This is a genomic window from Enterococcus sp. DIV1375a (genome assembly GCF_051712205.1).
GTDB lineage: Bacteria > Bacillota > Bacilli > Lactobacillales > Enterococcaceae > Enterococcus > Enterococcus faecalis.
In genome coordinates this window covers 2,703,847-2,726,107 of the sequence record NZ_JBIOOM010000001.1, presented here as the reverse complement: position 1 = coordinate 2,726,107, position 22,261 = coordinate 2,703,847, and the positions used below count along the sequence as shown (strand labels likewise).

The 22,261-nt window shown below is 40.0% G+C and carries 19 protein-coding genes and 1 pseudogene; 18 read left to right on the top strand and 2 right to left on the bottom strand.

Annotated elements, in window-relative coordinates; genetic code table 11:
- Positions 1 to 522 precede the first annotated feature (522 nt).
- From rpmH to IGJ63_RS13165, 5 genes are all read left to right on the top strand, one after another.
- The gene (gene rpmH, locus IGJ63_RS13185) at positions 523 to 657 is read left to right on the top strand and encodes a 50S ribosomal protein L34 (RefSeq protein WP_002356012.1); all 135 of its coding nucleotides are present in this window, start codon (positions 523 to 525) and stop codon (positions 655 to 657) included.
- 203 nt (positions 658 to 860) lie between these two features.
- Entirely contained in the window at positions 861 to 1,217 is a 357-nt protein-coding gene (gene rnpA / locus IGJ63_RS13180; RefSeq protein ID WP_438746610.1) for a ribonuclease P protein component, read from the top strand.
- Positions 1,217 to 2,044 (top strand): YidC/Oxa1 family membrane protein insertase, encoded by an 828-nt coding sequence (locus IGJ63_RS13175; RefSeq protein WP_002356010.1) that lies wholly within the window; start codon positions 1,217 to 1,219, stop codon positions 2,042 to 2,044. The genes rnpA and IGJ63_RS13175 overlap by 1 nt, the downstream gene beginning before the upstream one ends.
- A gap of 14 nt (positions 2,045 to 2,058) precedes the next feature.
- Positions 2,059 to 2,835, top strand: a complete 777-nt coding sequence (gene jag, locus IGJ63_RS13170; protein WP_002361456.1) for an RNA-binding cell elongation regulator Jag/EloR — start codon at positions 2,059 to 2,061, stop codon at positions 2,833 to 2,835.
- Positions 2,836 to 3,133: 298 nt separating this feature from the next.
- Positions 3,134 to 3,856 carry a response regulator transcription factor gene (locus tag IGJ63_RS13165; RefSeq protein WP_002363545.1) on the top strand — a complete coding sequence of 241 codons (723 nt, stop codon included), beginning with the start codon at positions 3,134 to 3,136 and terminating at the stop codon, positions 3,854 to 3,856.
- Between the two features lie 43 nt (positions 3,857 to 3,899).
- Here IGJ63_RS13165 and IGJ63_RS13160 read toward each other — a convergent pair whose 3' ends face one another.
- Together IGJ63_RS13160 and IGJ63_RS13155 are read right to left on the bottom strand one after the other, a co-directional pair.
- Positions 3,900 to 4,595, bottom strand: a complete 696-nt coding sequence (locus IGJ63_RS13160) for a GntR family transcriptional regulator (RefSeq protein ID WP_002356006.1) — start codon at positions 4,593 to 4,595, stop codon at positions 3,900 to 3,902.
- 133 nt (positions 4,596 to 4,728) lie between these two features.
- Complete coding sequence (locus tag IGJ63_RS13155; RefSeq protein ID WP_002356005.1) at positions 4,729 to 6,126, bottom strand: CitMHS family transporter; 1,398 nt, start codon at positions 6,124 to 6,126, stop codon at positions 4,729 to 4,731.
- Between the two features lie 403 nt (positions 6,127 to 6,529).
- On the opposite strand from IGJ63_RS13155, the gene IGJ63_RS13150 reads away from it, so the two are divergent.
- From IGJ63_RS13150 to IGJ63_RS13090, 13 genes and pseudogenes are all read left to right on the top strand, one after another.
- Complete coding sequence (locus tag IGJ63_RS13150) at positions 6,530 to 6,892, top strand: hypothetical protein (RefSeq protein WP_002356004.1); 363 nt, start codon at positions 6,530 to 6,532, stop codon at positions 6,890 to 6,892.
- Positions 6,876 to 7,277, top strand: coding sequence for an acetyl-CoA carboxylase biotin carboxyl carrier protein subunit (locus IGJ63_RS13145; RefSeq protein WP_002363547.1), 402 nt, complete (start codon positions 6,876 to 6,878; stop codon positions 7,275 to 7,277). The genes IGJ63_RS13150 and IGJ63_RS13145 overlap by 17 nt, the downstream gene beginning before the upstream one ends.
- A 29-nt stretch (positions 7,278 to 7,306) precedes the next feature.
- Complete coding sequence (locus IGJ63_RS13140) at positions 7,307 to 8,422, top strand: sodium ion-translocating decarboxylase subunit beta (RefSeq protein ID WP_002383526.1); 1,116 nt, start codon at positions 7,307 to 7,309, stop codon at positions 8,420 to 8,422.
- 21 nt (positions 8,423 to 8,443) lie between these two features.
- Entirely contained in the window at positions 8,444 to 8,578 is a 135-nt protein-coding gene (locus IGJ63_RS13135; RefSeq protein WP_002356001.1) for an OadG-related small transporter subunit, read from the top strand.
- A gap of 32 nt (positions 8,579 to 8,610) precedes the next feature.
- Positions 8,611 to 9,603: a [citrate (pro-3S)-lyase] ligase gene (gene citC / locus IGJ63_RS13130; RefSeq protein ID WP_180758872.1), complete on the top strand. Its 993-nt coding sequence runs from the start codon at positions 8,611 to 8,613 to the stop codon at positions 9,601 to 9,603.
- 5 nt (positions 9,604 to 9,608) lie between these two features.
- Positions 9,609 to 9,917 (top strand): citrate lyase acyl carrier protein, encoded by a 309-nt coding sequence (citD, locus tag IGJ63_RS13125; protein WP_002355999.1) that lies wholly within the window; start codon positions 9,609 to 9,611, stop codon positions 9,915 to 9,917.
- Positions 9,905 to 10,792, top strand: coding sequence for a citrate (pro-3S)-lyase subunit beta (gene citE / locus IGJ63_RS13120; protein WP_002355998.1), 888 nt, complete (start codon positions 9,905 to 9,907; stop codon positions 10,790 to 10,792). Before citD ends, citE begins: the two co-directional genes overlap by 13 nt.
- Positions 10,793 to 10,794: 2 nt before the next feature.
- A complete protein-coding gene (citF, locus tag IGJ63_RS13115; protein ID WP_002355996.1) occupies positions 10,795 to 12,327 on the top strand; it encodes a citrate lyase subunit alpha in 1,533 nt (510 codons plus the stop codon).
- On the top strand, positions 12,320 to 12,856 hold the full coding sequence (gene citX / locus IGJ63_RS13110; protein ID WP_002419346.1) for a citrate lyase holo-[acyl-carrier protein] synthase: 537 nt from the start codon (positions 12,320 to 12,322) through the stop codon (positions 12,854 to 12,856). The genes citF and citX overlap by 8 nt, the downstream gene beginning before the upstream one ends.
- A complete protein-coding gene (locus IGJ63_RS13105) occupies positions 12,849 to 14,246 on the top strand; it encodes an oxaloacetate decarboxylase subunit alpha (RefSeq protein ID WP_101731817.1) in 1,398 nt (465 codons plus the stop codon). The genes citX and IGJ63_RS13105 overlap by 8 nt, the downstream gene beginning before the upstream one ends.
- A gap of 117 nt (positions 14,247 to 14,363) precedes the next feature.
- Positions 14,364 to 15,536 carry an NAD(P)-dependent malic enzyme gene (locus tag IGJ63_RS13100; protein WP_010714967.1) on the top strand — a complete coding sequence of 391 codons (1,173 nt, stop codon included), beginning with the start codon at positions 14,364 to 14,366 and terminating at the stop codon, positions 15,534 to 15,536.
- Between the two features lie 6 nt (positions 15,537 to 15,542).
- The gene (gene citG / locus IGJ63_RS13095; protein ID WP_002419347.1) at positions 15,543 to 16,412 is read left to right on the top strand and encodes a triphosphoribosyl-dephospho-CoA synthase CitG; all 870 of its coding nucleotides are present in this window, start codon (positions 15,543 to 15,545) and stop codon (positions 16,410 to 16,412) included.
- 741 nt (positions 16,413 to 17,153) lie between these two features.
- Positions 17,154 to 22,112, top strand: a pseudogene (locus tag IGJ63_RS13090) (Ig-like domain-containing protein).
- Positions 22,113 to 22,261: the final 149 nt, after the last annotated feature.

Genomic DNA, 22,261 nt, shown 5'->3' with positions numbered 1-22,261 from the left:
ACAGTGACCTCCTATATGTTTAAATTTTGGTTATCTAAAAAATGTGGATAACTTAAAAGAATGAGCATAGTCGATTTTAGCATTTTTTTAAAACTTTTTCCACAAGCAATTGTTCAATGTGGAAAAAAAGTACACAAGGGTGAAAAAAGTTTTCCACAGGGTGTCGACACTTGCGGAAGGAAGTGGTTGTTGAATGAGTTATCCACAAAAAGTTGAGAATAATTAAGCTTGGCACAATCATGTTTCAAGAACTTATCAACAGCTAAAAAAACACCTGTGCAAAACTTTTTAACAGGCTGTTTTTTTGTGTAAAACTAGTGGAAAAATGGCTGTGAACAGAAAAAAATGTGGAAAACTATCCACAAGCTACTCACAGGAAAATTTAATTTGTGGATAATTGAAACGAATCTTTCTCAGGAAATATTTCTTAAATTTTATTGACAAAAGACCCTATTACTCGTTATACTATCAAAGTATGTCTATATATTGATGGATAGTTACAATTTCAGGAGGTGTAATTGCATGAAAAGAACGTATCAACCAAACAAACGTAAACGCCAAAAAGTTCACGGATTCCGTAAACGTATGAGCACTAAAAATGGCCGTCGCGTATTAGCAAGCCGTCGTCGTAAAGGTAGAAAAGTTATTTCTGCTTAATGATGGTCTGGTCTTTTAAACAGTCAATTTCTAAGAACCCTTAGTTATCTCCATAATTTTTTGGAAGATGTGAAGATAACTAAGGGTTCTTTTTCTGTTTTCAATAAAAGAAAGCAGGATTCTATAGAAAAGGCTACTAAAAAAGAGCGGAAATATGCTATTATTATTAAGAAGTAAAAAAATATAGAAACAAAGGGATGCCGATGAAAAAGTCCTACCGTGTCAAGAAAGAAAAAGAATTTCAACAGGTGTTTAATAAAAAACAATCTTGTGCAAATCGTCGTTTCGTGGTGTACGTTTTAGAGAAACCACAACAAGCCCATTTTCGAGTGGGGATTTCTGTTGGGAAGAAAATTGGAAACGCGGTCACAAGAAATGCTGTGAAGCGGAAAATCCGCGCGAGTTTATTTCAATTAAAAGACCGTATCTCTCCAGAAATTGATTTTATCGTGATTGCATGTCCAGGATTGGAAAAGTTATCGTCTGAAGAAGTGAAAGCTAATTTAACACATGTGTTAAATTTAGCTAAAATATTAGATGTAAGAGAGGGAATTGAGTAGTGAAGAAGTATAAGCGCTTATTATTAATGGCTGGGTTAGTGACCTTAGTCTTTGTTTTATCCGCCTGCGGAACCGCGCCCGTAAGTGAAAGTAGTACAGGAATTTGGGATCGATACATTGTTTATTATTTTGCCCAAGCGATTAAGTTCCTATCATTAGGCGGCAGTGTCGGAATTGGGATTATCCTATTTACGTTAGTCATCCGGATTATTTTATTGCCGTTGATGCATTTCCAAACGAAGAGTATGCGTAAAACACAAGAGTTGCAACCGCAATTAAAGGCCTTGCAACAAAAATATTCTTCAAAAGATCCTGAAACACAACGCTTATTCCGAGAAGAACAGCAACGTTTGTATGCAGAGAATAATGTGAATCCTTACATTGGCTGTTTACCATTGTTGGTTCAACTACCAATCATGATGGCTTTGTATCAAGCCATTTCACGCGTGCCTGAGTTAAAAGAAGGAACGTTCTTGTGGTTAAGCCTCGATAAGCCGGATCCGTATTTAATTTTACCGATTTTAGCGGCTGTCTTTACGTTTGCTAGTACGTATCTTTCAAGTATGAGCCAACTAGAAACAAATGCCTCACTGAAAATTATGAATTACGTTATGCCAGCGATGATCTTCTTTATGGGGATTTCATTAGCCAGCAGTTTATCTCTTTACTGGGTGGTCTCAAATGCCTTCCAAACAGGGCAAACATTGTTATTAAACAATCCATTCAAAATCCGTAAAGAGCGGGAGGAAGCAGCACGTCAAGCCAAAGCACGGGAGCGAGCGCTTGAACGAGCAAAAAGTCCTAAGAAAAAAGGGAAGAAAAAATAAAGGAGGTCGTTCAGATGCCGATTTATGAAGGAAATACAATCGAAGAAGCAACGCAGAAAGGCTTACAAGCACTTGGTTTAACCAAAGAGGATGTTACAATTGATGTGTTAGACGAAGGAAAAAAAGGATTTTTAGGTCTAGGAAAAAAACTTGCCCAAATTTCAATGGAACCAACGATTAGTGAGCAAGTCACAGAAGCGGTCGAAGAAACAGTGGAAGATATTGTTGTTGCCGATGAAGCAACAGCAGTGGAAGAAGCAGTTGAGGAATTAACCGAAGCAATTCCTAGTCTCTCAGAGGAATCAACACATTCTTTAGAAAATCTGGAAGACGAAGCTGCTATTACTGAATTAGCGATGTATTTAACGAATATTTCAAATGAACTGAACGCCCCTGCCATGGTTCGCATAGCGCGCGAGAATGGCAATATTATCTTCCATTTAGAAACAGAAAAACAAGGTATCTTAATTGGAAAACACGGAAAAGTGTTAAATGCGTTACAGTATTTAGCGCAAGTCTTTATTCACCGCATTGCAAGCAATAAGCTATCGATTGTTGTGAATGTCGGAAATTATCGCGAAAAACGTCATGAAATTTTGGAACGTTTAGCGAAACGCACCGCGGAAAAAGCCAAACGCACTGGGCGGCCAGTCTTCTTGGAACCAATGCCGGCTTTTGAAAGAAAACAAATCCATCACACGCTAAGTAAAGATGAGCAAATCAAAACCCATTCTGAAGGGGATGAACCTTATCGGTATTTAGTGGTTGAACCAGTTAAGAAGTATTTTTAAACAGAGGTCGGGACGGAACCGTTTAGCTCCGAGAAATAAGAAGGAATTTCCGAAAATTGCTTTTTAATTTTTGGAGAATTTCGGCTTATTTCCGAAGGAGTTGGTTCTGTTCCCGCCGTTTATCAGGTTTTGAGCCTGGGACAAAAATCCAAAGTGATTTTTGTCCCAGGCTCTTTCCCAGTTAAATGATTTTTTAGCCGTCTCCGTTTCTTTTTTTATGTTATGATAATCAGTAATTACTCCAGTAGTAAATTCAAATGAAAAAGTTTTGTAAAGAGACGTAGGGGGAACAACAGGTATGCGTACGGAGAAAATACTGGTTGTAGATGATGATGCAGCAGTTCGTCGCTTGATTTGGAAAGCATTACAATCAACAGGTATTCTTATTTACCAAAGTGAATCAATTGAAAAAACAAAAGATATCGTGTCCAGAGTTACCTTTGATTTGTTCATTTTAGATGATAACTTGGAACATGACAGCGATGGTTACTACTTAGTCCAAATGATTAGAGAGAAATATCCACTGGTGCCAATTATCTTTTTTAGTAGCAAAAAAGAAGAAGAGGATATTATTGCAGCCTTGGAAATGGGCGTGGATAGTTATATAACGAAACCTTTTTCCTTGAATGTTTTTAAGGCTCAGGTGATTGCTTCGTTGAATCGAGCTCGAATGATTCGAAAACAATTGAATGTTTATAAAAAAGAAGAGCTACAGGTAGGCGATTTCCGTTTTGATTATGGTCGTTATCAACTATTTAAAAAGGATTTACCTATTTCATTGTCTTCGAAAGAAGTTCAATTAATTCAATTTTTTCTGGAGAATCCCGAGCAAGTATTCTCTAAAGAACAAATTTACAGCAGTGTTTGGGGTACTGGGGATGTCGATGCGAATACGATTATGGTTTTTATTAATCGTTTACGAAGTAAATTAGAAGAAAACCCGAAAGAACCTTGTTACCTTCGGACCGTTTGGGGCATTGGTTATACCTTTACGCCAGATGGTTGCGTACAAAAAAAATGAAAAAAGGCCCGCAGTTGCATGAGCGACTGCAGGTCTTTTTTGCTTATTCAATTTGCCGACGTTCCATTTCTTTCAAAATAAATTGAAGCGAACGATTTAGATGTTCATGGGTTAAAAGTGTGATCTGGTCAATATTCTTTGTTTTCATTCCGCGGAAAATTAACCAATGTTCTTCTAGGGCAATACTACGACGTTCTGAGGCACGAATCGCAATATCTCTGAAATAGATTAAGTAAGCATGGAGATCAGTCACAATTTTTTTTAAACGTAGCATCTGACTCTTAGTATAAATAAAGGAATTAAAATCTGAAAAGTTCTGTAGTAAGTCATCTACTTGGTTATTTTTATTGTATTGTTCTCCTTCGAGAAGTAAGGCTTCCAATTCATCAAAATCTTCTGGTGTCATGAGTTCCATGGCTTTAATGGTTGCTAAAGTGTCCAAAGATTTACGAATATCATAAATTTCATAAGCATCTTTCATACTAATCCCTTTAACCACGATACCCACCATAGGTATATGTTCCACCAATTGTTCTTTGACCAATTCTTGTAAAGCAAAGCGAATGGGCGTCCGACTAATGTTTAATTGCTCGGAAAATTCTTTTTCATTAATCCGTTCACCTGCAGGAATATCCCCTAAAATAATGGTTTTCTTAAAGGCTTCATAGGTACAAATTTTTAGAGGTTTACTGCTAGTTAAATCTAAGTTCCGTTTTACTGCTTCAACCGTTGGATTCATATGAGGCACCTCCCTATAGGTTATTTTTATAGATAATAAATATAATATTAAAAATGAAAATATAACGCAAGAAAAGACAAAATGAAAAGAAAACCGAGGAGAAAAGGTACTCCTACGGTTTCAGCGACGACGTTTAATTTTGTGGAATAAATAAAGGCATGTGACCTAAAGCAACAATTGTAACAACGAAAATAACGAAAATTCCTAAGGCATATTTTGCCGATTCTTTTTGCCATTGGCCCATATCTAAACCAGTTAAACGTAATAGCAAGTAAATAAATGCCACTAATGGACTTAATAAGTGGAACGCTTGCCCCATTAAGGAAGCTAAAGCCATAGACATATTGTCAAATCCATAAGAACGTCCAGCTTCTGCTAGGACTGGTAAGACACCGAAATAGAAACCATCGTTTGAAATAAAGAATGTTCCTGGTGCTGAAATGAACGCAATCACTAAGCCCCAAGCGCCGGCTAATTGTTTTGGAATAATATTAACAAAGCTATTTGCTAAGGCATTGGCCATACCAGAACCTTGGAATAAGCCCATGAAGACGCCAGCAGCAAAAACTAAGATAACTACTTGCACAGCATCACCAGCATTTGCACTGATACGGCTGCTTTGATCTTTTAATTTTGGATAGTTGATCATTAAAGCGATACAAGTACCAACTAGGAATAATAATAACGGTGGCATTTCAATCCACGAAGGCAAACCTAATTGACCAACGAATGAACTTAGAACTAACCAACCGATTAAGACAATCGTTAAAATACCATTGAATGCAAAATTCTTTGGACGACGAATTTCTAATAACTCAGGATCGTTAACAATAGTCATTTCTTCCAATTCTTTATCAGTAAGCGTTGTCACGCCTAAGCGAGCACGTTCTTTTTTCCCCATGCGATAAGCAACAAAGAAGATAACATACAATACAGATAAAATCATACCAGGTGCTAAATAAGAAAGAATGTCGGCATCAACTTCTAGTACGGCCATGGCACGAGCTGTTGGACCGCCCCAAGGTAATAAGTTCATAATGGTGTTTTGTAAGATAACAAGCACACCTAAATTCATCAATTTCATATTAAGTTTTTTGTAGATGGGAATAAACGCAGAACAGCAAATCAAGGTCGTAGTTGTTCCATCTCCGTTTAAGGAAACAGCAGCAGCAACTACCGCAGTAGCCATCAAGACTTTCATTGGATCGCCTTTAGCAAAGTAAATCATTTTTTTAGTGATTGGGTCAAACAAACCAGCATCCAACATAATAGAGAAGTAAAGAATGGCAAATAATAACATAATACCAGTTTTTGAAGTAGTTGAAATCCCATCTAAGACGAAATTCCCAATGTTGACTTCAGGGACAACACCGTCAGCACCAGGTGGCGGACTCGCTACTCCAGTTGCAATTGCAATCAAAGTAAAAATAAGAGGAATAATTACTAAAGATGTAAACGGTGACAATTTCTTTTTCATGATTACATACATAAAGATGATAATCATACCATAAGCTAAAATAGTGAGTAACATGTTTTTCTTCCTTTCTTTTTTAGAACTTTTTTGTAAGCGTTAACAACCGGTGTTAATAAAAAAGAATAGCCATGAGAAATGTTTCACAGTATTCTGGTTTACAACAAAAAATATTTTTTGTGTTTGTCTATAGTGTGAGAATATACAAACTTTCGCAGAGAATAAATAGCCTAAAACAAAAAGAACATCAAAAAAACAATTCAACAATCAAATTCTTATTAATAACTTAATATAATATTAATAGAATCTTAACGGTTGATAAATGCTTATATACCAATGTTTACAGAGTTTTTTTCACAAAATAAACAATAAAAGAACAATCTGAGCTAGTGTTTTCACTAGGTTTTTTAATGGTTTTTTCTATAATGAACGTATACCAAGAATTAGTGAAAGGAGAGACAATATGGGCCTATTTAAGTCCTTATTCAAGAAAGAGCAACACACGCAGGATACCGAGATTAATGAAAGCGTTATCCAACGTGAAGCGGATAACTTGGAAAAGCGATGGATAGATATACCAGCATATATTCCTGCTGAGCCAAAAGAATATCAATTGGTAAGTATTGTGGCCACTGCCATCGCAGCAGGAGAGTTTCCAGAAAGTCGTTTTGTTATCAAAAAAATCGCAAAACGAAATCCAGAAGCAAAAGAAGTTGCCATTATTGCAGCCAGTATAGCTGCAGAGCTTTCAGAAGAGTCTCAGCTAGTTGTCAAAAGAATTTCAAAACAAAACCTTGAGGAGGATCATTATGTTACGCAAATTTAAAATTTCAATTGATGGGAAAGAATATTTAGTCGAGATGGAAGAAATCGGTGGCGTCCCACAACCAGCACCTGTTGCGCCACAACCAACAGCGCCAGTTGCTACGACAGAAACACCAGCCCCTGCTGTTGAAGAAGCCCCAGCGCCAGCAGCACAGCCAGCCGCCCCAGCAGGAGCAGATGCAATGCCTGCGCCAATGCCAGGAACTGTGTTAAAAGTATTAGTCAATGTTGGTGATACGGTGTCCGAGAACCAACCATTGTTAATTTTAGAAGCAATGAAGATGGAAAATGAAATCGTTGCAGGAAAAGCAGGTACGGTAACAGGAATTCATGTTACCCAAGGCCAAATTGTGAACCCAGGGGAACCATTAATAACAATTAACTAGAATTAATTTAAGAAGAGGAAGTGATTTGTGTGGAGACACTGATTCAAGGTGTTATAGGAATGGGCCAAGAACCAGGACGCATTGTGATGATGCTGATTGGTGGACTATTAATGTATTTAGGAATAAAAAAAGAGTATGAACCAACACTTTTAGTGCCGATGGGTTTAGGAACGATTTTAGTGAACTTTCCTAATTCCGGCGTATTGAGCGCTGGCGGCGAGCCAGGTCCGTTTAATGTTCTTTTTGATTTTGGAATAAAAACAGAGTTATTCCCGTTATTATTATTTATTGGGATTGGGGCAATGATTGATTTCGGTCCATTGTTACAAAATCCGTTTATGTTGATGTTTGGTGCCGCTGCACAGTTTGGGATTTTCTTTACAGTTATTATGGCTGTTTTATTAGGTTTTGATTTAAACGATGCTGCTTCGATCGGGATTATTGGTGCCGCTGATGGCCCAACGTCTATTTTCGTAGCAAATACCTTACATTCAAAATACATGGGGGCCATAATGGTTGCCGCTTACTCCTACATGGCGTTAGTTCCGATTATTCAACCAGTAGCGATTAAAGCAGTGACGACGAAAGCCGAACGTCGGATCCGTATGACTTATCGGGCCGGTGAAGTTTCTCAAACAGCGAAAATTCTTTTCCCGGTTGTTATTACGATTGTCGCAGGGTTAATTGCGCCGGTGTCATTACCATTAGTTGGTTTCTTAATGTTTGGGAACTTATTAAGAGAATGTGGCGTTTTGGATCGTTTATCCATTACAGCTCAAAATGAATTGGTGAATATTATTAGTATCTTGCTAGGACTATCTATTTCCGTTAGCATGAACTATGCAGAGTTCTTAAAAGTCGATACGTTGATGGTTATTGGCTTAGGGTTAGTCGCTTTTATTATGGACTCAGTCGGCGGCGTGCTTTTTGCTAAATTCTTGAATTTATTTAGAAAAGAAAAAATCAATCCAATGATTGGTGCTGCGGGTATTTCCGCTTTCCCAATGTCTAGTCGGGTCATTCAAAAAATGGCTACAGATGAAGACCCACAAAACTTTATTTTAATGCATGCTGCTGGTGCCAACGTTTCAGGACAAATCGCTTCTGTAATTGCTGGTGGCTTACTATTAGCCTTTTTAACATAGGACGGAAAGGAGAACGAATACATGTCTGTTAACATGGAAGATTTAAAAATTGCTTTTGAACTGTTAGGTTTTGGTTGGGGCGGCGTTTTCGTTGTTTTATTTATCATTTATCTAGCGTCTAAATTACTAACAAAATTATTTCCAATTAAAAAATAAAGGAGGTTATTGCTGTGAGCAGCGTATATACAATGAAAAGAATCTGGTTGCAAAAAGATAAAAAAGCTTATCAAGCTTGGCGCGAATTAATGGAAAAAGCCGAATTGCAAACGACAGAAGCACTTGATTACACCGTTGGCATATATGATGACACAGCATTAATCGCCTCTGGCTCGCTTTCAGGCAAAACGATTAAGTGCGTGGCCGTTTGTAAAAAATATCAATCTGAAAATTTGTTAACCCAATTGGTGGTTCATCTACTTGAAAAACTGAGAGAAGAAAACCAATTACACAGTTTTTTGTATACAAAACCAAAAAATGAACAAATTTTTCAGTCGCTAGGCTTTCAAAAAGTGGTTGCGAATCAAGAGGTGCTATTTATGGAGCAAGGCAAACCAGATTTTGCCGATTATCTTGGTTACCTGACACAGCATAAAAAAGCAGGGCCAGCCAGTAGCATTGTCATGAATGCAAATCCTTTTACGAAAGGCCATCAGTACTTAGTCGAAAAAGCAGCCAAAGAAAGTCCGCACGTTTATGTGTTTGTTTTATTTGAAGATAAATCGCTGTTTTCAAAAGAAGCACGTTTCGCAATGGTGCAAAAAGGGGTAGCCCATTTACCCAATGTGACAGTCCTATCTACAGAAGATTACTTAGTTTCGTCTGCGACTTTTCCTACCTATTTTTTGAAAGAAAAAGCGCCATTAGAGGTAGCTGCAATTCAAGCAACGCTTGATGCAACGTTATTTAAAGAAAGAATTGCGCCAATACTTGAAATTCAACAACGTTATGTGGGAGAAGAGCCTTATTCAGAAGTGACCGCTGTCTACAATCAAGCAATGCAACAAGTTTTCGGACAAACGATAACGCTAACCATTGTCCCGCGATTAGCGAGTGATGGAGAGCTGATTAGTGCGACGAAAGTTCGCAAAGCGATGGCTGAAGGCGACAAAGAGACACTCAAGAAGTTTTTACCAGCAACAAGTTATCAATACTTAGTAGAACACAAGAAACTAATGAGGTGAAGAAAGTGAAGATTATCAAAAATGCTACTGCAGGAACAGTAGAATCAAGTGATATTATGATTACCGTCCAACCCATTGAATCAACAGAAAATACCATTGAATTAGAAAGTAGTGTCGAAAAACAATTTGGCAATCAAATTCGTCAGGTGATTACGACAACTTTGGAACATTTAGATGTCCAAGGCGTTGCGGTCAAGGCGATTGATAAAGGGGCATTAGATTGTACGATCAAAGCTCGGATGATTACAGTTTTACATCGAGGCGCTGAAAAAGAAACGTATGATTGGAAGGAGTTGGACTCATGGAACGTTTAAGAAGAACAATGATGTTTGTCCCTGGAGCGAACGCAGCAATGCTAAGAGATGCACCATTGTATGGGGCAGATTCAATCATGTTTGATTTAGAAGATGCAGTTTCATTAAAAGAAAAAGACTCTGCCCGTGTTTTAGTCCATTCTGCTTTGAAAACTTTCGATTATGGCAATATTGAAATTGTTGTTCGGATCAATGCTTTAGATGCCGGTGGCGCAGAAGATATTGAAGCAATGGTCTTAGCTGGTGTCGATGTGATTCGTTTACCAAAAACAGAAACAGCCCAAGATATCATTGATGTCGAGGCAGTCATTACAGAAGTAGAACAGCAAAATGACATTCCCGTAGGAACAACGAAAATGATGGCTGCTATCGAATCGGCCGAAGGTGTTCTAAATGCGCCCGCGATTGCCAAAAGTTCAACTCGATTGATTGGCATCGCGTTAGGCGCCGAAGACTATGTTACCAATATGAAAACACGCCGCCATCCAGATGGCCAAGAACTATTCTTTGCTCGTAGCATGATTTTACATGCCGCTCGAGCAGCTGGGATTGCAGCTATTGATACGGTCTATTCAGATGTAGACAATACGGAAGGCTTTGAAGCCGAAGTTCGTTTGATTAAACAGCTAGGTTTCGATGGGAAATCGGTGATTAACCCTCGTCAAATCCCATTGGTTAATACTATTTATGCGCCGACAGAAAAAGAAATCCAGAATGCTAAGGAAGTAATCTGGGGCATTCGGGAAGCCGAAGCTAAAGGTTCCGGTGTTATCTCCGTAAATGGAAAAATGGTTGATAAACCAATTGTTGAACGAGCTGAACGGGTCATTGCGTTAGCATTGGCGGCTAAATTAATTACCGAGGAGGAAATATAGACATGGTAGTAAATAAAGTAGGCAAAGACATTCCTCAATCTTATGCAGAGCAATACGGCATTTATGAAGGAGAATTAGCACACATTGATGCTTATCAAGAAGCGAGCCGAGCAATTAAACCAGTGAAACCTCGGGAGACAAAACTTTTAGGAAGTATTCGTGAAGCAATTGAAAAAACAGGGTTGAAAGATGGCATGACCATCTCTTTCCATCACCATTTCCGTGAAGGAGACTATGTGATGAATTTAGTTTTAGCCGAGATTGCCGCCATGGGGCTGAAAAACATTTCGATTGCACCTAGTTCAATTGCAAATGTTCATGAACCTCTGATCGAACACATTAAAAATGGAGTAGTCACCAACATTACTTCTTCTGGTTTGAGAGATAAAGTAGGCGCCGCTATTTCAGCAGGTATCATGGAAAATCCTGTGGTGATTCGTTCACATGGTGGCCGGGCACGGGCAGTAGCAGCAGGCGATATCCATATTGATGTAGCTTTCTTAGGTGCACCAAGTTCAGACGCTTATGGAAATGCGAATGGAACCAAAGGAAAAGCTACCTGTGGTTCTCTTGGATATGCGATGGTCGATGCAAAATATGCGGATCAAGTTGTCATCATTACTGACACATTAGTACCATATCCTAATACCCCTATTAGTATTCCACAAACAGATGTTGATTATGTAGTAGAAATTGATGCAATTGGTGATCCAGATGGAATTGCCAAAGGCGCGACACGTTTTACAAAGAATCCCAAAGAATTATTGATTGCTGAATATGCCGCAAAAATAATTACACATTCTCCTTACTACAAAGAAGGCTTCTCATTCCAAACAGGAACAGGTGGCTCTTCACTAGCAGTTACGCGGTTCATGAGAGAACAAATGCTTAAAGATGGCATTAAAGCAAGTTTCGCTTTAGGTGGAATTACGAATGCAATGGTGGAACTTTTGGAAGAAGGCTTAGTAGAAAAAATTATTGACGTCCAAGACTTTGATCATCCATCAGCTATTTCTTTAGGGGAAAACGCCAATCATTATGAAATTGATGCCAATATGTATGCTTCACCGCTTAGCAAAGGGGCGGTTATTAATCAATTAGACACAGCTATTTTATCTGCTTTAGAAGTGGACACAGATTTTAATGTAAATGTCATTACTGGTTCAGATGGTGTCATCCGTGGTGCTTCTGGCGGACATTCCGATACAAGTATGGCTTGTAAAATGAGTCTAGTGATTGCACCACTTGTTCGTGGACGGATTCCAACAATCGTTGAGCAAGTAAATACAGTCGTTACACCAGGTACGAGTGTCGATGTCGTAGTAACAGAAGTCGGCATTGCAATCAATCCAAAAAGAACAGACTTAATTGATTGTTTTAAAACTTTAGATGTTCCTCAGTTTACGTTAGAAGAGTTGAAAGACAAAGCCTACAACATTGTTGGCACCCCGGAACCAATTAAATATGGAGACAAAGTTGTTGCGTTAATTGAATACCGAGATGGTAGTCTAATTGATGTGGTACGCAATGTTTAATGGGGAAAAAGTAACACTTTTAGAGATGTTGGATGCTCGCGAACAAAGAGCTGCTACACAGAAGGAGTTGTTAGAAACAGCACCAGAAGCTAGTCTCTTATCTGCCACAATGAATATTCCTGGAGAAGTAAAAAATTCGCCCACCTTAACGGCTGTTTTTTTAGAAGTAATTGACGAAGTCGAGCAACAATTGCTGGATCAAGTACCGATTGTTAATTTTTACCGGAATGAAAAAACAGGGCCTGAATATTATTTGGCGGTTTCGTTAGCCCCGCAAGAGTTAAAACAAAGAATGGTCAAAATTGAAGAAACACATCCTTATGGTCGTTTAGTGGACCTAGATGTTTTATGGGGAAATAAAGAACTAAAAAGCCTTCATCGAGGAGATTTAGGCTTGCCACCACGGCGCTGTTTTGTTTGCCAAGAAGAGGCGAAAGTCTGTGGACGAAATCGACGTCACAGTCTTGAAGCAATGCAAGAAAAAATAACAGAAATAATTTTGACACGAAAGGAGCAGCCAAGTGAGTAAAAAAATTCGTTTTACAGAAACGGTGCTACGGGATGGACAACAAAGTTTAATTGCAACACGGATGTCAACCTCAGATATGCTGCCGATTATTAAAACAATGGACGAGGCAGGATTTCATGCATTAGAAATGTGGGGCGGGGCAACGTTTGATTCCTGTGTCCGCTATTTAAACGAGGATCCTTGGGAACGTCTTCGCCAAATTCGCAAAGAAGTTAAAAATACCAAACTTCAAATGTTATTACGAGGACAAAATTTACTAGGATATCGTCATTACGCTGATGATGTGGTGCGGGCCTTTGTCGAAAAATCAGTTGAAAATGGGATTGATATTATTCGTATTTTCGATGCCTTGAATGATGTCCGTAATTTACAAACAGCAATTCAAACAACAAAAGAAGCTGGCGGACACTGTCAAGCAGCGATCTCTTATACCACGAGTGAAATTCATACCATCGATTACTTTGTAAAATTAGCCAAAGAATTAAGTCAAACAGGAGCGGATTCCATTTGTATTAAGGACATGGCAGGCGTTTTGACGCCACAAACTGGTTTTGAATTAGTGAGCAAAATGAAAGATGCCATTGATTTACCTTTAGAGGTGCATACGCATGCGACTAGTGGTATTTCTGAGATGACCTATTTAAAAGTTGCTGAAGCAGGTGCGGATATCATCGATACAGCTATTTCTTCTTTCGCTGGCGGTACGAGTCAACCAGCCACAGAATCTGTAGCCATTGCGTTAGAAGATTTAGGCTTTGAAACAGGTTTAAATATGGAAAAAGTAACAGAGATTGCTGACTATTTCAATCCGATTCGTGATCGCTTTAGAAGTGAAGGCATTTTAAACCCTAAAGTTAAAGATACGGAACCGAAAACCTTGATTTATCAAGTACCTGGTGGTATGTTATCAAACTTATTAAGTCAATTAACGGAGCAAGGCTTACAAGACAAATATGAAGAAGTTTTAGCTGAAGTACCTAAAGTAAGAGCAGATTTAGGGTATCCACCACTAGTTACGCCGCTTTCACAAATGGTTGGAACACAAGCCTTAATGAATGTGATTTCTGGGGAAAGATATTCCTTAATACCGAATGAAATCAAAGATTATGTGCGCGGAGAATACGGCAAATCACCAGCACCTATCGCAGAAGAGATTAAACAAAAAATCATCGGGGATGAAGAGGTAATCACTTGTCGACCGGCGGATTTATTGAAACCAGAGTTGCATAGTTTAGAAAATGAAATCCAACAATACGCAAAATCTGAAGAGGATGTCCTATTATATGCGATGTTCCCACAACAAGGAAAAGACTTTTTAGGCCGTCGTGAAGATCCTTTTTACGATGTACCGTTACAGAAAGTGACAGTCAAACTTGACTTGCCAGAATAGAACGAGCAAGTGCTCCGCAAATGTATAAAGAAGCAAGGGTTTGAGCGACGATAACGGTTGTTCAAACCCTTGCTTCATCAAATAGAAAAAAGGCAGCCCGTGAAAGGAAGTGACAATGTGTTAGAAGAAGTTCTAGCAATTCATCAAAAAAATATTGGTGTGCTAAGTCTTGAAGCAACAGAAGCGGTATTAAACCATCATGATTTAGCCAAAATGTATACACCTGGTGTCGCAGAATTGAGTTTAATGATTGCTCAAAATCATGAATTAGCGCGCGAGTGGACCATTAGTGGTAAGTTAATTGCGGTTATTACAGATGGGTCAGCTGTTCTGGGTCTCGGCAATATGGGCACGCAAGCGGGCTTGCCAATTGTTGAAGGCAAAGCTTTACTTTATAAAAATTTGGCGGGGGTCGATGCTATTCCTTTAGCACTGGAACAAAAATCAGTGGACGAGATGGTTCAAACAATTGAAAATTTACAAAATAGTTTTGCAGGAATCCATCTAGAAGATATTTCTGCACCAAAATGTTTTGAAATTGAAGAAAAACTTCAACAACGTTTGAACATTCCTGTGTATCATGATGACCAAGAAGGCACAGCCATTGTCGTTTTAGCTGGACTAATCAACGCAGCTAAAATTAAAGGAAAACCTTTAAATGAATTACGTGTGGTGATTAACGGAGTTGGTGCTTCTGGTGTAGCGACCGCTAAGTTATGTATTCAAGCGGGGATTACGCATCTCACCTTAGTAGATCGCCAAGGTGTTTTAAGAGAAGAAGACCCGACATTGAATCCTTACCAACGTGCTTTGCTTCGACAGGTAATAAAACCATCAGTAGAAAACAAAGATTTAGCCACCGCTGTCGTCAATCAGGATGTTTTTTTAGGCTTATCAGAAGCGGATGTGCTAACGCCAGCTCTGATTAAATCAATGAACCAAGACCCAATTATCTTTGCTTTAGCAAATCCTAAACCAGAAATTGAACCAGCCCTCGCCCAAGCCAATGGCGTCCGTTTATTAGCAACTGGTTCTTCCAAATATCCGAATCAGGTGAACAACATTTTAGCTTTTCCAGGTCTTTTTAAAGGGTTATTGGCAGCGAAAGGCAGAAAAGTTGATGTCGGTTTGCAAATGACAGTAGCACGAAGCTTGGCCGCTATGATTTCAGAACCCACAGCAGAAAAATTCATACCTAATGTATTTGATGGCGGCGTAGTTGACACGGTTTTTAATGCTGTACTAGACTATATAAAACAAGAAAAGACCATGGCAGAAGAAGGGACGTAAAAGGCAATGACAAAGCAAGCAAGGAGTAAATTAGCGCAGCAAGCACAATTGGCACTACTCTATGAAGTGACCTGTTTAAATAAACCAGGCTTGGTGGATCCAGTCGATGCAGGCGCCCATCAAGATATGGATGTTTTCACTTTTTTAGAAAGTAGTGTGGTTTTGACTCCTTATTTTGAAACCTTCGTTCAAGCTGGGACAGAGCTACGTCATTTGCCGATTGAGGCAACATTTCGCGCGATTCGACAAGTTGGTTTAGAAGCAGAACGAGCGATGTTTGAGGCAACAGAAGGGATCAACACACATAAAGGAGCGATTTTTTCTCTAGGTATTTTTTTAGCTATCTGTGGTCGTCTAATGATTTGGGAGACCCCTTGCACCTTACAATTGTTTCAACAAACGCTTCAAACAATGACGCAAGACTTACTGGCCGACTTTGAAAACCTCGCTACGAATGAGCTAGAAAAACTAACTTGGGGTGAACGATTATTTGTTCAGTATGGCTTGACTGGAATCCGTGGAGAGGCGCAACAAGGGTATCCCGCTGTCTTTAAACAGGGAGTGCCTTATTATCAAAAACATCAAGGCACACAACAACAAAAACTCATTGATACGCTCCTTTATTTATCGCTCTATGTTGAGGATACGAATTTGATTAAACGAAGTCAGAATGTCCGAATTTTTGAAGTATATCAACCGTTAATCCAGGAATATTTTGCTTTAGGGGGGACACAAACGTTACGGGGAACCCTTTGCTTAGAAAGATTGAATCACTTATTCAAAGAAAAAAATTGGAGTATTGGTGGCAGTGCAGATGCTTTAATTTTGGTGGTGTTTTTAGATAAACTAATGAAATTAAATTGGCTGACGCCTTAATTAAAAAGATAGTTACAACGCTGATTTGGTCAGTTATTTTGACCTTATATGCTTATGGAAAGGTCTCAAGAGAATTCAAGAAAGCGATTGACAAATACCACGAAACACAGTATATTTTATTACGAAATCATTCTTATCAGAGTATACAAATACGATGATAAACAGTTGAAGCGAATCTTGATTTGCTTTTCCTAAACCTGATTCTTTTAGAATCAGGTTTTTGTTTGTCTAAAAGGCGGCATTCGTTCAAAAACGGCTGTCGCCTTTTTTTATGAAATTTTTTTAATATAAAAAAATTCATAAAAAAAATCTTAAAAACAGAAAAAATTGTTATAGATTAGAGTCATTTTTTTGATGTAAAGTTTTTATGACTTACAGCCATAAAATTGATAAAAACAGTCAAAGAAGCAGAAAAAATAATAGTGGAATTTCTCAAAAAAATAAAAAAATTTTCCGTTATTTAATTATCGATTTATCAAACGATAAGCTATAATAAAATAATTTATTTATCTTTAATGATTGGGGAGAAACGTATAAACTTCCTCATTTTCCTCTCATTGTATAATAACTCACTAATGAATTAGTGAGTTTTTTAACATATCTAGGACGCTTGTTATCAAATGAATTTTTATATAAAAATTCACAGCATTATATTTTGAAAAACTGAGGAAATGTACTAAACTGCAGGTGTTAAATCCATTTAAATCGCTAAAGGGGGAGATGAACAACTAGGGGAAGCTAATGATTTTGGTATTTATCGTTTATTTTAAAGAAAAGAGGGACGATCAGATGAAAAAGAAAATTGTTGAGGATTTTAATCGGAAAAGTCAGCATAAAAAATGGACAAAACGCAAGATGCTTAATTTAGCAATATCAAGTGGTTTATTATTTACGTCATTAGCAATCCCTGTAAGTATAGCTGTTACCTCTGGCACAATCAGTGCATCAGCAGCGGTCTTGGATATCGAACTATTATCAAATGTTACGTCAAATAATGACAGTGGCACTTCAACGAGTAATCGTTGGACAGCCGCAAACCAAAATCAACCAGTTAATTTCACGGTTTCTGGTGGCGCTTTAGCAGATGCTTCCGCTGTGTTTAGTGGACAAAAACAAGCGGTGTTAGTGGTTCCTCCTGAGTTAAGAGGAAATGTAGCTGCAGCAGGCAGCGCAGCAATCAATACCAATGTCACGATTGATCTTTCAAAAGTTACTTTTTTGACTGCCGTTTTGAATGCAGCCAATGATTTAACCAATGTCATTACTCAAATTACCAGTGGGGCGTTAGGGAATTTAACTGGTGTTGATATTGATTTGACGGAAGTGAATCGTCAATTGGAATTAGTTAATAACATTGAAAACTTAGGTGCTGCTTCATTTACAGCTCCGGAAACGTTAGCAGCTGACGGATCATACATTAGTGCACCGATTAGTGATGGTTTAGGGTTAGTTTTAGCCCAAAATGTTTCAAACATCTTACAAGATTTGAATGCGGCAGTTCAAGCTTTGGAGGCAAAAGGAACCAGTATCCCAAGTAATCTTGTCGCCGCAGCTATAAATGCAGCCTTGCTTCCTGTCAAAGGCACGGTAAACGTGGCTGTTTCAGGTGCTTTGCCTTTATTAGCGGTTGGTGGTTCAGGCGTAAATGAGTTAGTGGATGCTTCTTTACTAGGCACAACCACGGTTACTTTACCAACTACCGTTTCAACACCTCAAAATTTATCCAATAATTAGATGCTCGTTTTGTAGGAACAGTCGTTCAAACAGATCTTTTAGACGTTAATTTATTAGCAACAGCAGACGGTGTATCCAACATTTATTTTGCTGCAGGCACTACTAGTGAAGTAACCGCACCAACAATCACAGGAGTAACAGGTAATTCAACAGCAGGTTACGAAGTTAAAGGAACTGACGATGCCAATGCCACGGTTGAAATCCGAAATGCAGGAGGCACCGTAATAGGCACAGGTACCGCTGATGGGACAGGAGCGTTTACAGTTACCATTCCCGCAGGTGAAGCAGGCGCCAATGAAACATTAACCGCCGTAGCGAAAAACGCCAGCGGTACAGAAAGTACGCCAACAACGTTCCAAACGCCAGCGGATGAGACAACCGTAATCGCACCAACAATCACAGGAGTGACAGGTAATTCAACGGCAGGTTACGAAGTTAAAGGAACTGCCGATGCCAATGCCACGGTTGAAATCCGAAATGCAGGAGGTGCCGTGATAGGCACAGGGAGCGCCGATGGGACAGGAGCGTTTACAGTTAACATTTCCGCAGGTGAAGCAGGTGCCAATGAAACATTAACGGCTGTAGCGAAAAACGCCAGCGGTACAGAAAGTACGCCAACAACGTTCCAAACGCCAGCGGATGAGACAACCGTAACCGCACCAACAATCACAGGAGTAACAGGTAATTCAACAGCAGGTTACGAAGTTAAAGGAACTGCCGATGCCAATGCCACGGTTGAAATCCGAAATGCAGGAGGTGCCGTGATAGGCACAGGGAGCGCCGATGGGACAGGAGCGTTTACAGTTAACATTTCCGCAGGTGAAGCAGGTGCCAATGAAACATTAACGGCTGTAGCGAAAAACGCCAGCGGTACAGAAAGTACGCCAACAACGTTCCAAACGCCAGCAAATCCTAATACGCCCGTGGCGACGCCAATTGTTGAGACTGTAACAGGTAGTACAACAAAAGGCTATGAGGTCAAAGGGACTGCTGAAGTTGGTACCACCATTGAGGTTCGCGATGCAGCTGGCACGGTCCTTGGTACTGCAACAACTGGAACTGATGGAAAATATACAGTGACTTTAGCTCCAGGAAAAGCAACAGCAAATCAAACGCTGAGCGTTGTAGCGAAAAACGCTAGTGGCACGGAAAGTCAACCAGCAACGGCGACAACACCAGCTGATGTCACTGCACCAACAGTTGATAACATCACAGGTAACTCTGGTTCGGGTTATGAAATTACAGGAACAGCAGACCCTAACACAACAATCGAAGTTCGTGATCCAGCTGGGGCAGTCATTGGTACAGGTACCTCTGATGCGAATGGTGATTTTACTGTAACGCTACCAACGGGAACGACCAATCCTGGGGATACGTTAACAGTGATTGGAAAGGATAACGCGGGAAATGAAAGTCAACCGACTGAAGTCCTTGTTCCTGCTGATGCTACGGTTACAGCACCAACTGTAACAGGAGTCACAGGTAATTCAGTTGCTGGCTATCAGGTGACAGGTACCGCTGATCCGAATGCTACCATCGAAATTCGTGATGTAGATGGGAATGTGATTGCAACAGGGACTGCCGATGGGACTGGTTCCTTTGCCGTGAACCTTCCAGCTGGGACGGCAAATGCGAATGAAACATTGACAGCGTTAGCCAAAGATCCTGCTGGCAATCCAAGTACACCGACAACCTTCCAAACACCAGCAGATGAAGTAGTGGCACCGCCAAGTGTCGACAAAGTTACTGGGAATACAACACAAGGATATCAAGTGACAGGTACTGCTGAACTTGGCACCACCATTGAAGTTCGTGCAACAGACGGAACAGTTTTAGGCACCGCAACAACTGGACCGACTGGCCAATATGACGTTAGCTTCAGGAAAAGCAACAGCTAAACAAACAGTGAATGTAGTTGCTAAAAATGATACTGGACTTGAGAGTCAACCAACTACAGCTATGACACCCGCTGATGTTACCACACCAACAATTGGTGACATTCCTGGAGATTCAACAACTGGTTATGAAATCACTGGGACAGCGGACCCTAATACCACCATTGAAGTACGGAACCCAGATGGAACAATTATTGGTACAACGACAACGGATGATCAAGGGAACTTTACTGTGGACCTTCCAGCGGGAGCCGCTAATCCTGGTGATACATTAACAGTTGTTGGAAAAGACGGTGACGGCAATGAAAGTCAACCAACGGAAGTGACGGTCCCTGAAGATGCAACCGTAGCAGCACCAACTGTGACGACTGTTACAGGAACAACTGCCACTGGGTATCAAGTAATCGGCACGGCAGAGCCAAATGTCACCATTGAGATTCACAATGAAGCAGGTTTAGTTATTGCTACGGGAACAACTGATGGTGCTGGCGCCTTTACAATCACTCTTCCGACGGGCACAGCAACAGCTAACGAAGCCTTAACTGCCATTGCGAAAGATGCTGCTGGGAAAGAAAGTAATCCGACTGCTTTCAAAACACCTACTGATCCAGATGCACCAGTCGCGACACCTACTGTTGACAAAATTACTGGTAGCACGACAAAAGGCTATCAAGTAGTAGGAGCAGCAGAAGTTGGTACAACAGTTGAGGTGCGTGACGCCGATGGCACAGTCCTTGGCATGGCAACTACTGGAACTGATGGCAAATACACAGTGACTTTAGAGCCAGGGAAGGCCTCAGCTAACGAAACAATAACTGTCGTAGCGAAAAATGCAACAGGAAAAGAAAGTCAGCCAGCTACAGCAACTACACCAGCCGACTTAGCCACACCAACCATTGATTCTATTACCGGAAATTCTAGTAAAGGTTACGAAATCACTGGAACGGCGGAGCCCAAAACTACTATTGATGTCCGTGACGCAGACGGAACCATCATTGCTGCTACAACTGCTAACGAAACCGGCCAATATACGGTGACTCTACCAGCTGGCGTAGTGACACCAGGAGAAACGATTACGATTATTAGCAAAGATAGCGCTGGTAATGAAAGTCAACCAGCTACAGCCGTTATTCCAGCGGATGTTGTTTTAGCGGCGCCAACTATTACGAAGGTTGAAGGAAACAAAGCCAATGGCTATACAGTCACTGGAACTGCTGATCCAAATGTCACGGTTCAATTTTACAATAGCAGTGAAAAATTATTGGCAAGTGGCAATACAACTACTGGAGGCACCTTCTCCGTTCATATTGCAGCAGGGTTAGCAACAGAAAAAGAAACGTTAACCGCACTAACCACAGATACACAAGGAAATGTGAGTCCTAAAACCACATTTATGACGCCAGCCGATATTACGGGAGAACCAGAAATTAAAATTGCGGCACCAACTGTTTCTTCAGTTTTAGGAACGTCTAAAGCCGGCTACCTCATCAAAGGAACAGCTGAACCAAACCGAATCATTCAAATTAGTAACCGACTATTAAGAAGTGTGATTGCTGTAGGTGCCACCGATGCTGAGGGCAACTTCGCTATCCAATTAACAGCGGGACAAGCGACTGCTCAACAAAGTTTACTTGCGACAGCTACCGATGGCGCAGGACATTACAGTACGGCTACAACCTTCATGACACCAGCCGACCCAACGAAGCCTGGAGGAGGCAATGGTAACACTGGCGGAAATAACGGCAATACAGGCGGCAACACAGGAAACAATGGCGCAACTGGTGGGAATAATGGGAATGGTTCAAACACAGGTTCAAATCCAAATGGAGGTTCTGGTTTAGGCACAACAGGTTCTGGCTTAGGTTCACTAGGCAATGGCCTCGGTACAAATGGTAGTGGCTACAATCCGAAACTAAGTACCATCAGTTATGGCACTGGAAATCACGGGAAAACAGGCTACTTACCTAGTACAGGTGAAAAAGAGTCCTCAGCCGTGACAACAAGTTTGTTTGGCGCCTTTGTCGCATTCCTTGCGAGCATGGGAATCATCAAACGCAAACGTAAAAACTAGCTCTCTCCTTTAATTCCTATAGATGAGAAAACGTATTGTTGAGAATTCCCCACTCAATGATACGTTTTCTCGTTCCATTTAATGAAGAAAAATTGCCAAATAGAATAAAATGTGCTATTCTATTTTCAGAAAATCGAAGGAACAAGCAG

Coding starts and splice junctions, on each gene's coding strand:
- rpmH (WP_002356012.1), top strand. CDS start 523: ATGAAAAGAACGTATCAACCAAACAAACGTAAACGCCAAAAAGTTCAC.
- citG (WP_002419347.1), top strand. CDS start 15,543: ATGACAAAGCAAGCAAGGAGTAAATTAGCGCAGCAAGCACAATTGGCA.
- IGJ63_RS13155 (WP_002356005.1), bottom strand. CDS start 6,126: ATGTTACTCACTATTTTAGCTTATGGTATGATTATCATCTTTATGTAT.
- IGJ63_RS13135 (WP_002356001.1), top strand. CDS start 8,444: ATGTCTGTTAACATGGAAGATTTAAAAATTGCTTTTGAACTGTTAGGT.
- IGJ63_RS13150 (WP_002356004.1), top strand. CDS start 6,530: ATGGGCCTATTTAAGTCCTTATTCAAGAAAGAGCAACACACGCAGGAT.
- IGJ63_RS13160 (WP_002356006.1), bottom strand. CDS start 4,595: ATGAATCCAACGGTTGAAGCAGTAAAACGGAACTTAGATTTAACTAGC.
- citC (WP_180758872.1), top strand. CDS start 8,611: ATGAAAAGAATCTGGTTGCAAAAAGATAAAAAAGCTTATCAAGCTTGG.
- citX (WP_002419346.1), top strand. CDS start 12,320: ATGTTTAATGGGGAAAAAGTAACACTTTTAGAGATGTTGGATGCTCGC.
- rnpA (WP_438746610.1), top strand. CDS start 861: ATGAAAAAGTCCTACCGTGTCAAGAAAGAAAAAGAATTTCAACAGGTG.
- citF (WP_002355996.1), top strand. CDS start 10,795: ATGGTAGTAAATAAAGTAGGCAAAGACATTCCTCAATCTTATGCAGAG.
- IGJ63_RS13165 (WP_002363545.1), top strand. CDS start 3,134: ATGCGTACGGAGAAAATACTGGTTGTAGATGATGATGCAGCAGTTCGT.
- IGJ63_RS13145 (WP_002363547.1), top strand. CDS start 6,876: ATGTTACGCAAATTTAAAATTTCAATTGATGGGAAAGAATATTTAGTC.
- jag (WP_002361456.1), top strand. CDS start 2,059: ATGCCGATTTATGAAGGAAATACAATCGAAGAAGCAACGCAGAAAGGC.
- citE (WP_002355998.1), top strand. CDS start 9,905: ATGGAACGTTTAAGAAGAACAATGATGTTTGTCCCTGGAGCGAACGCA.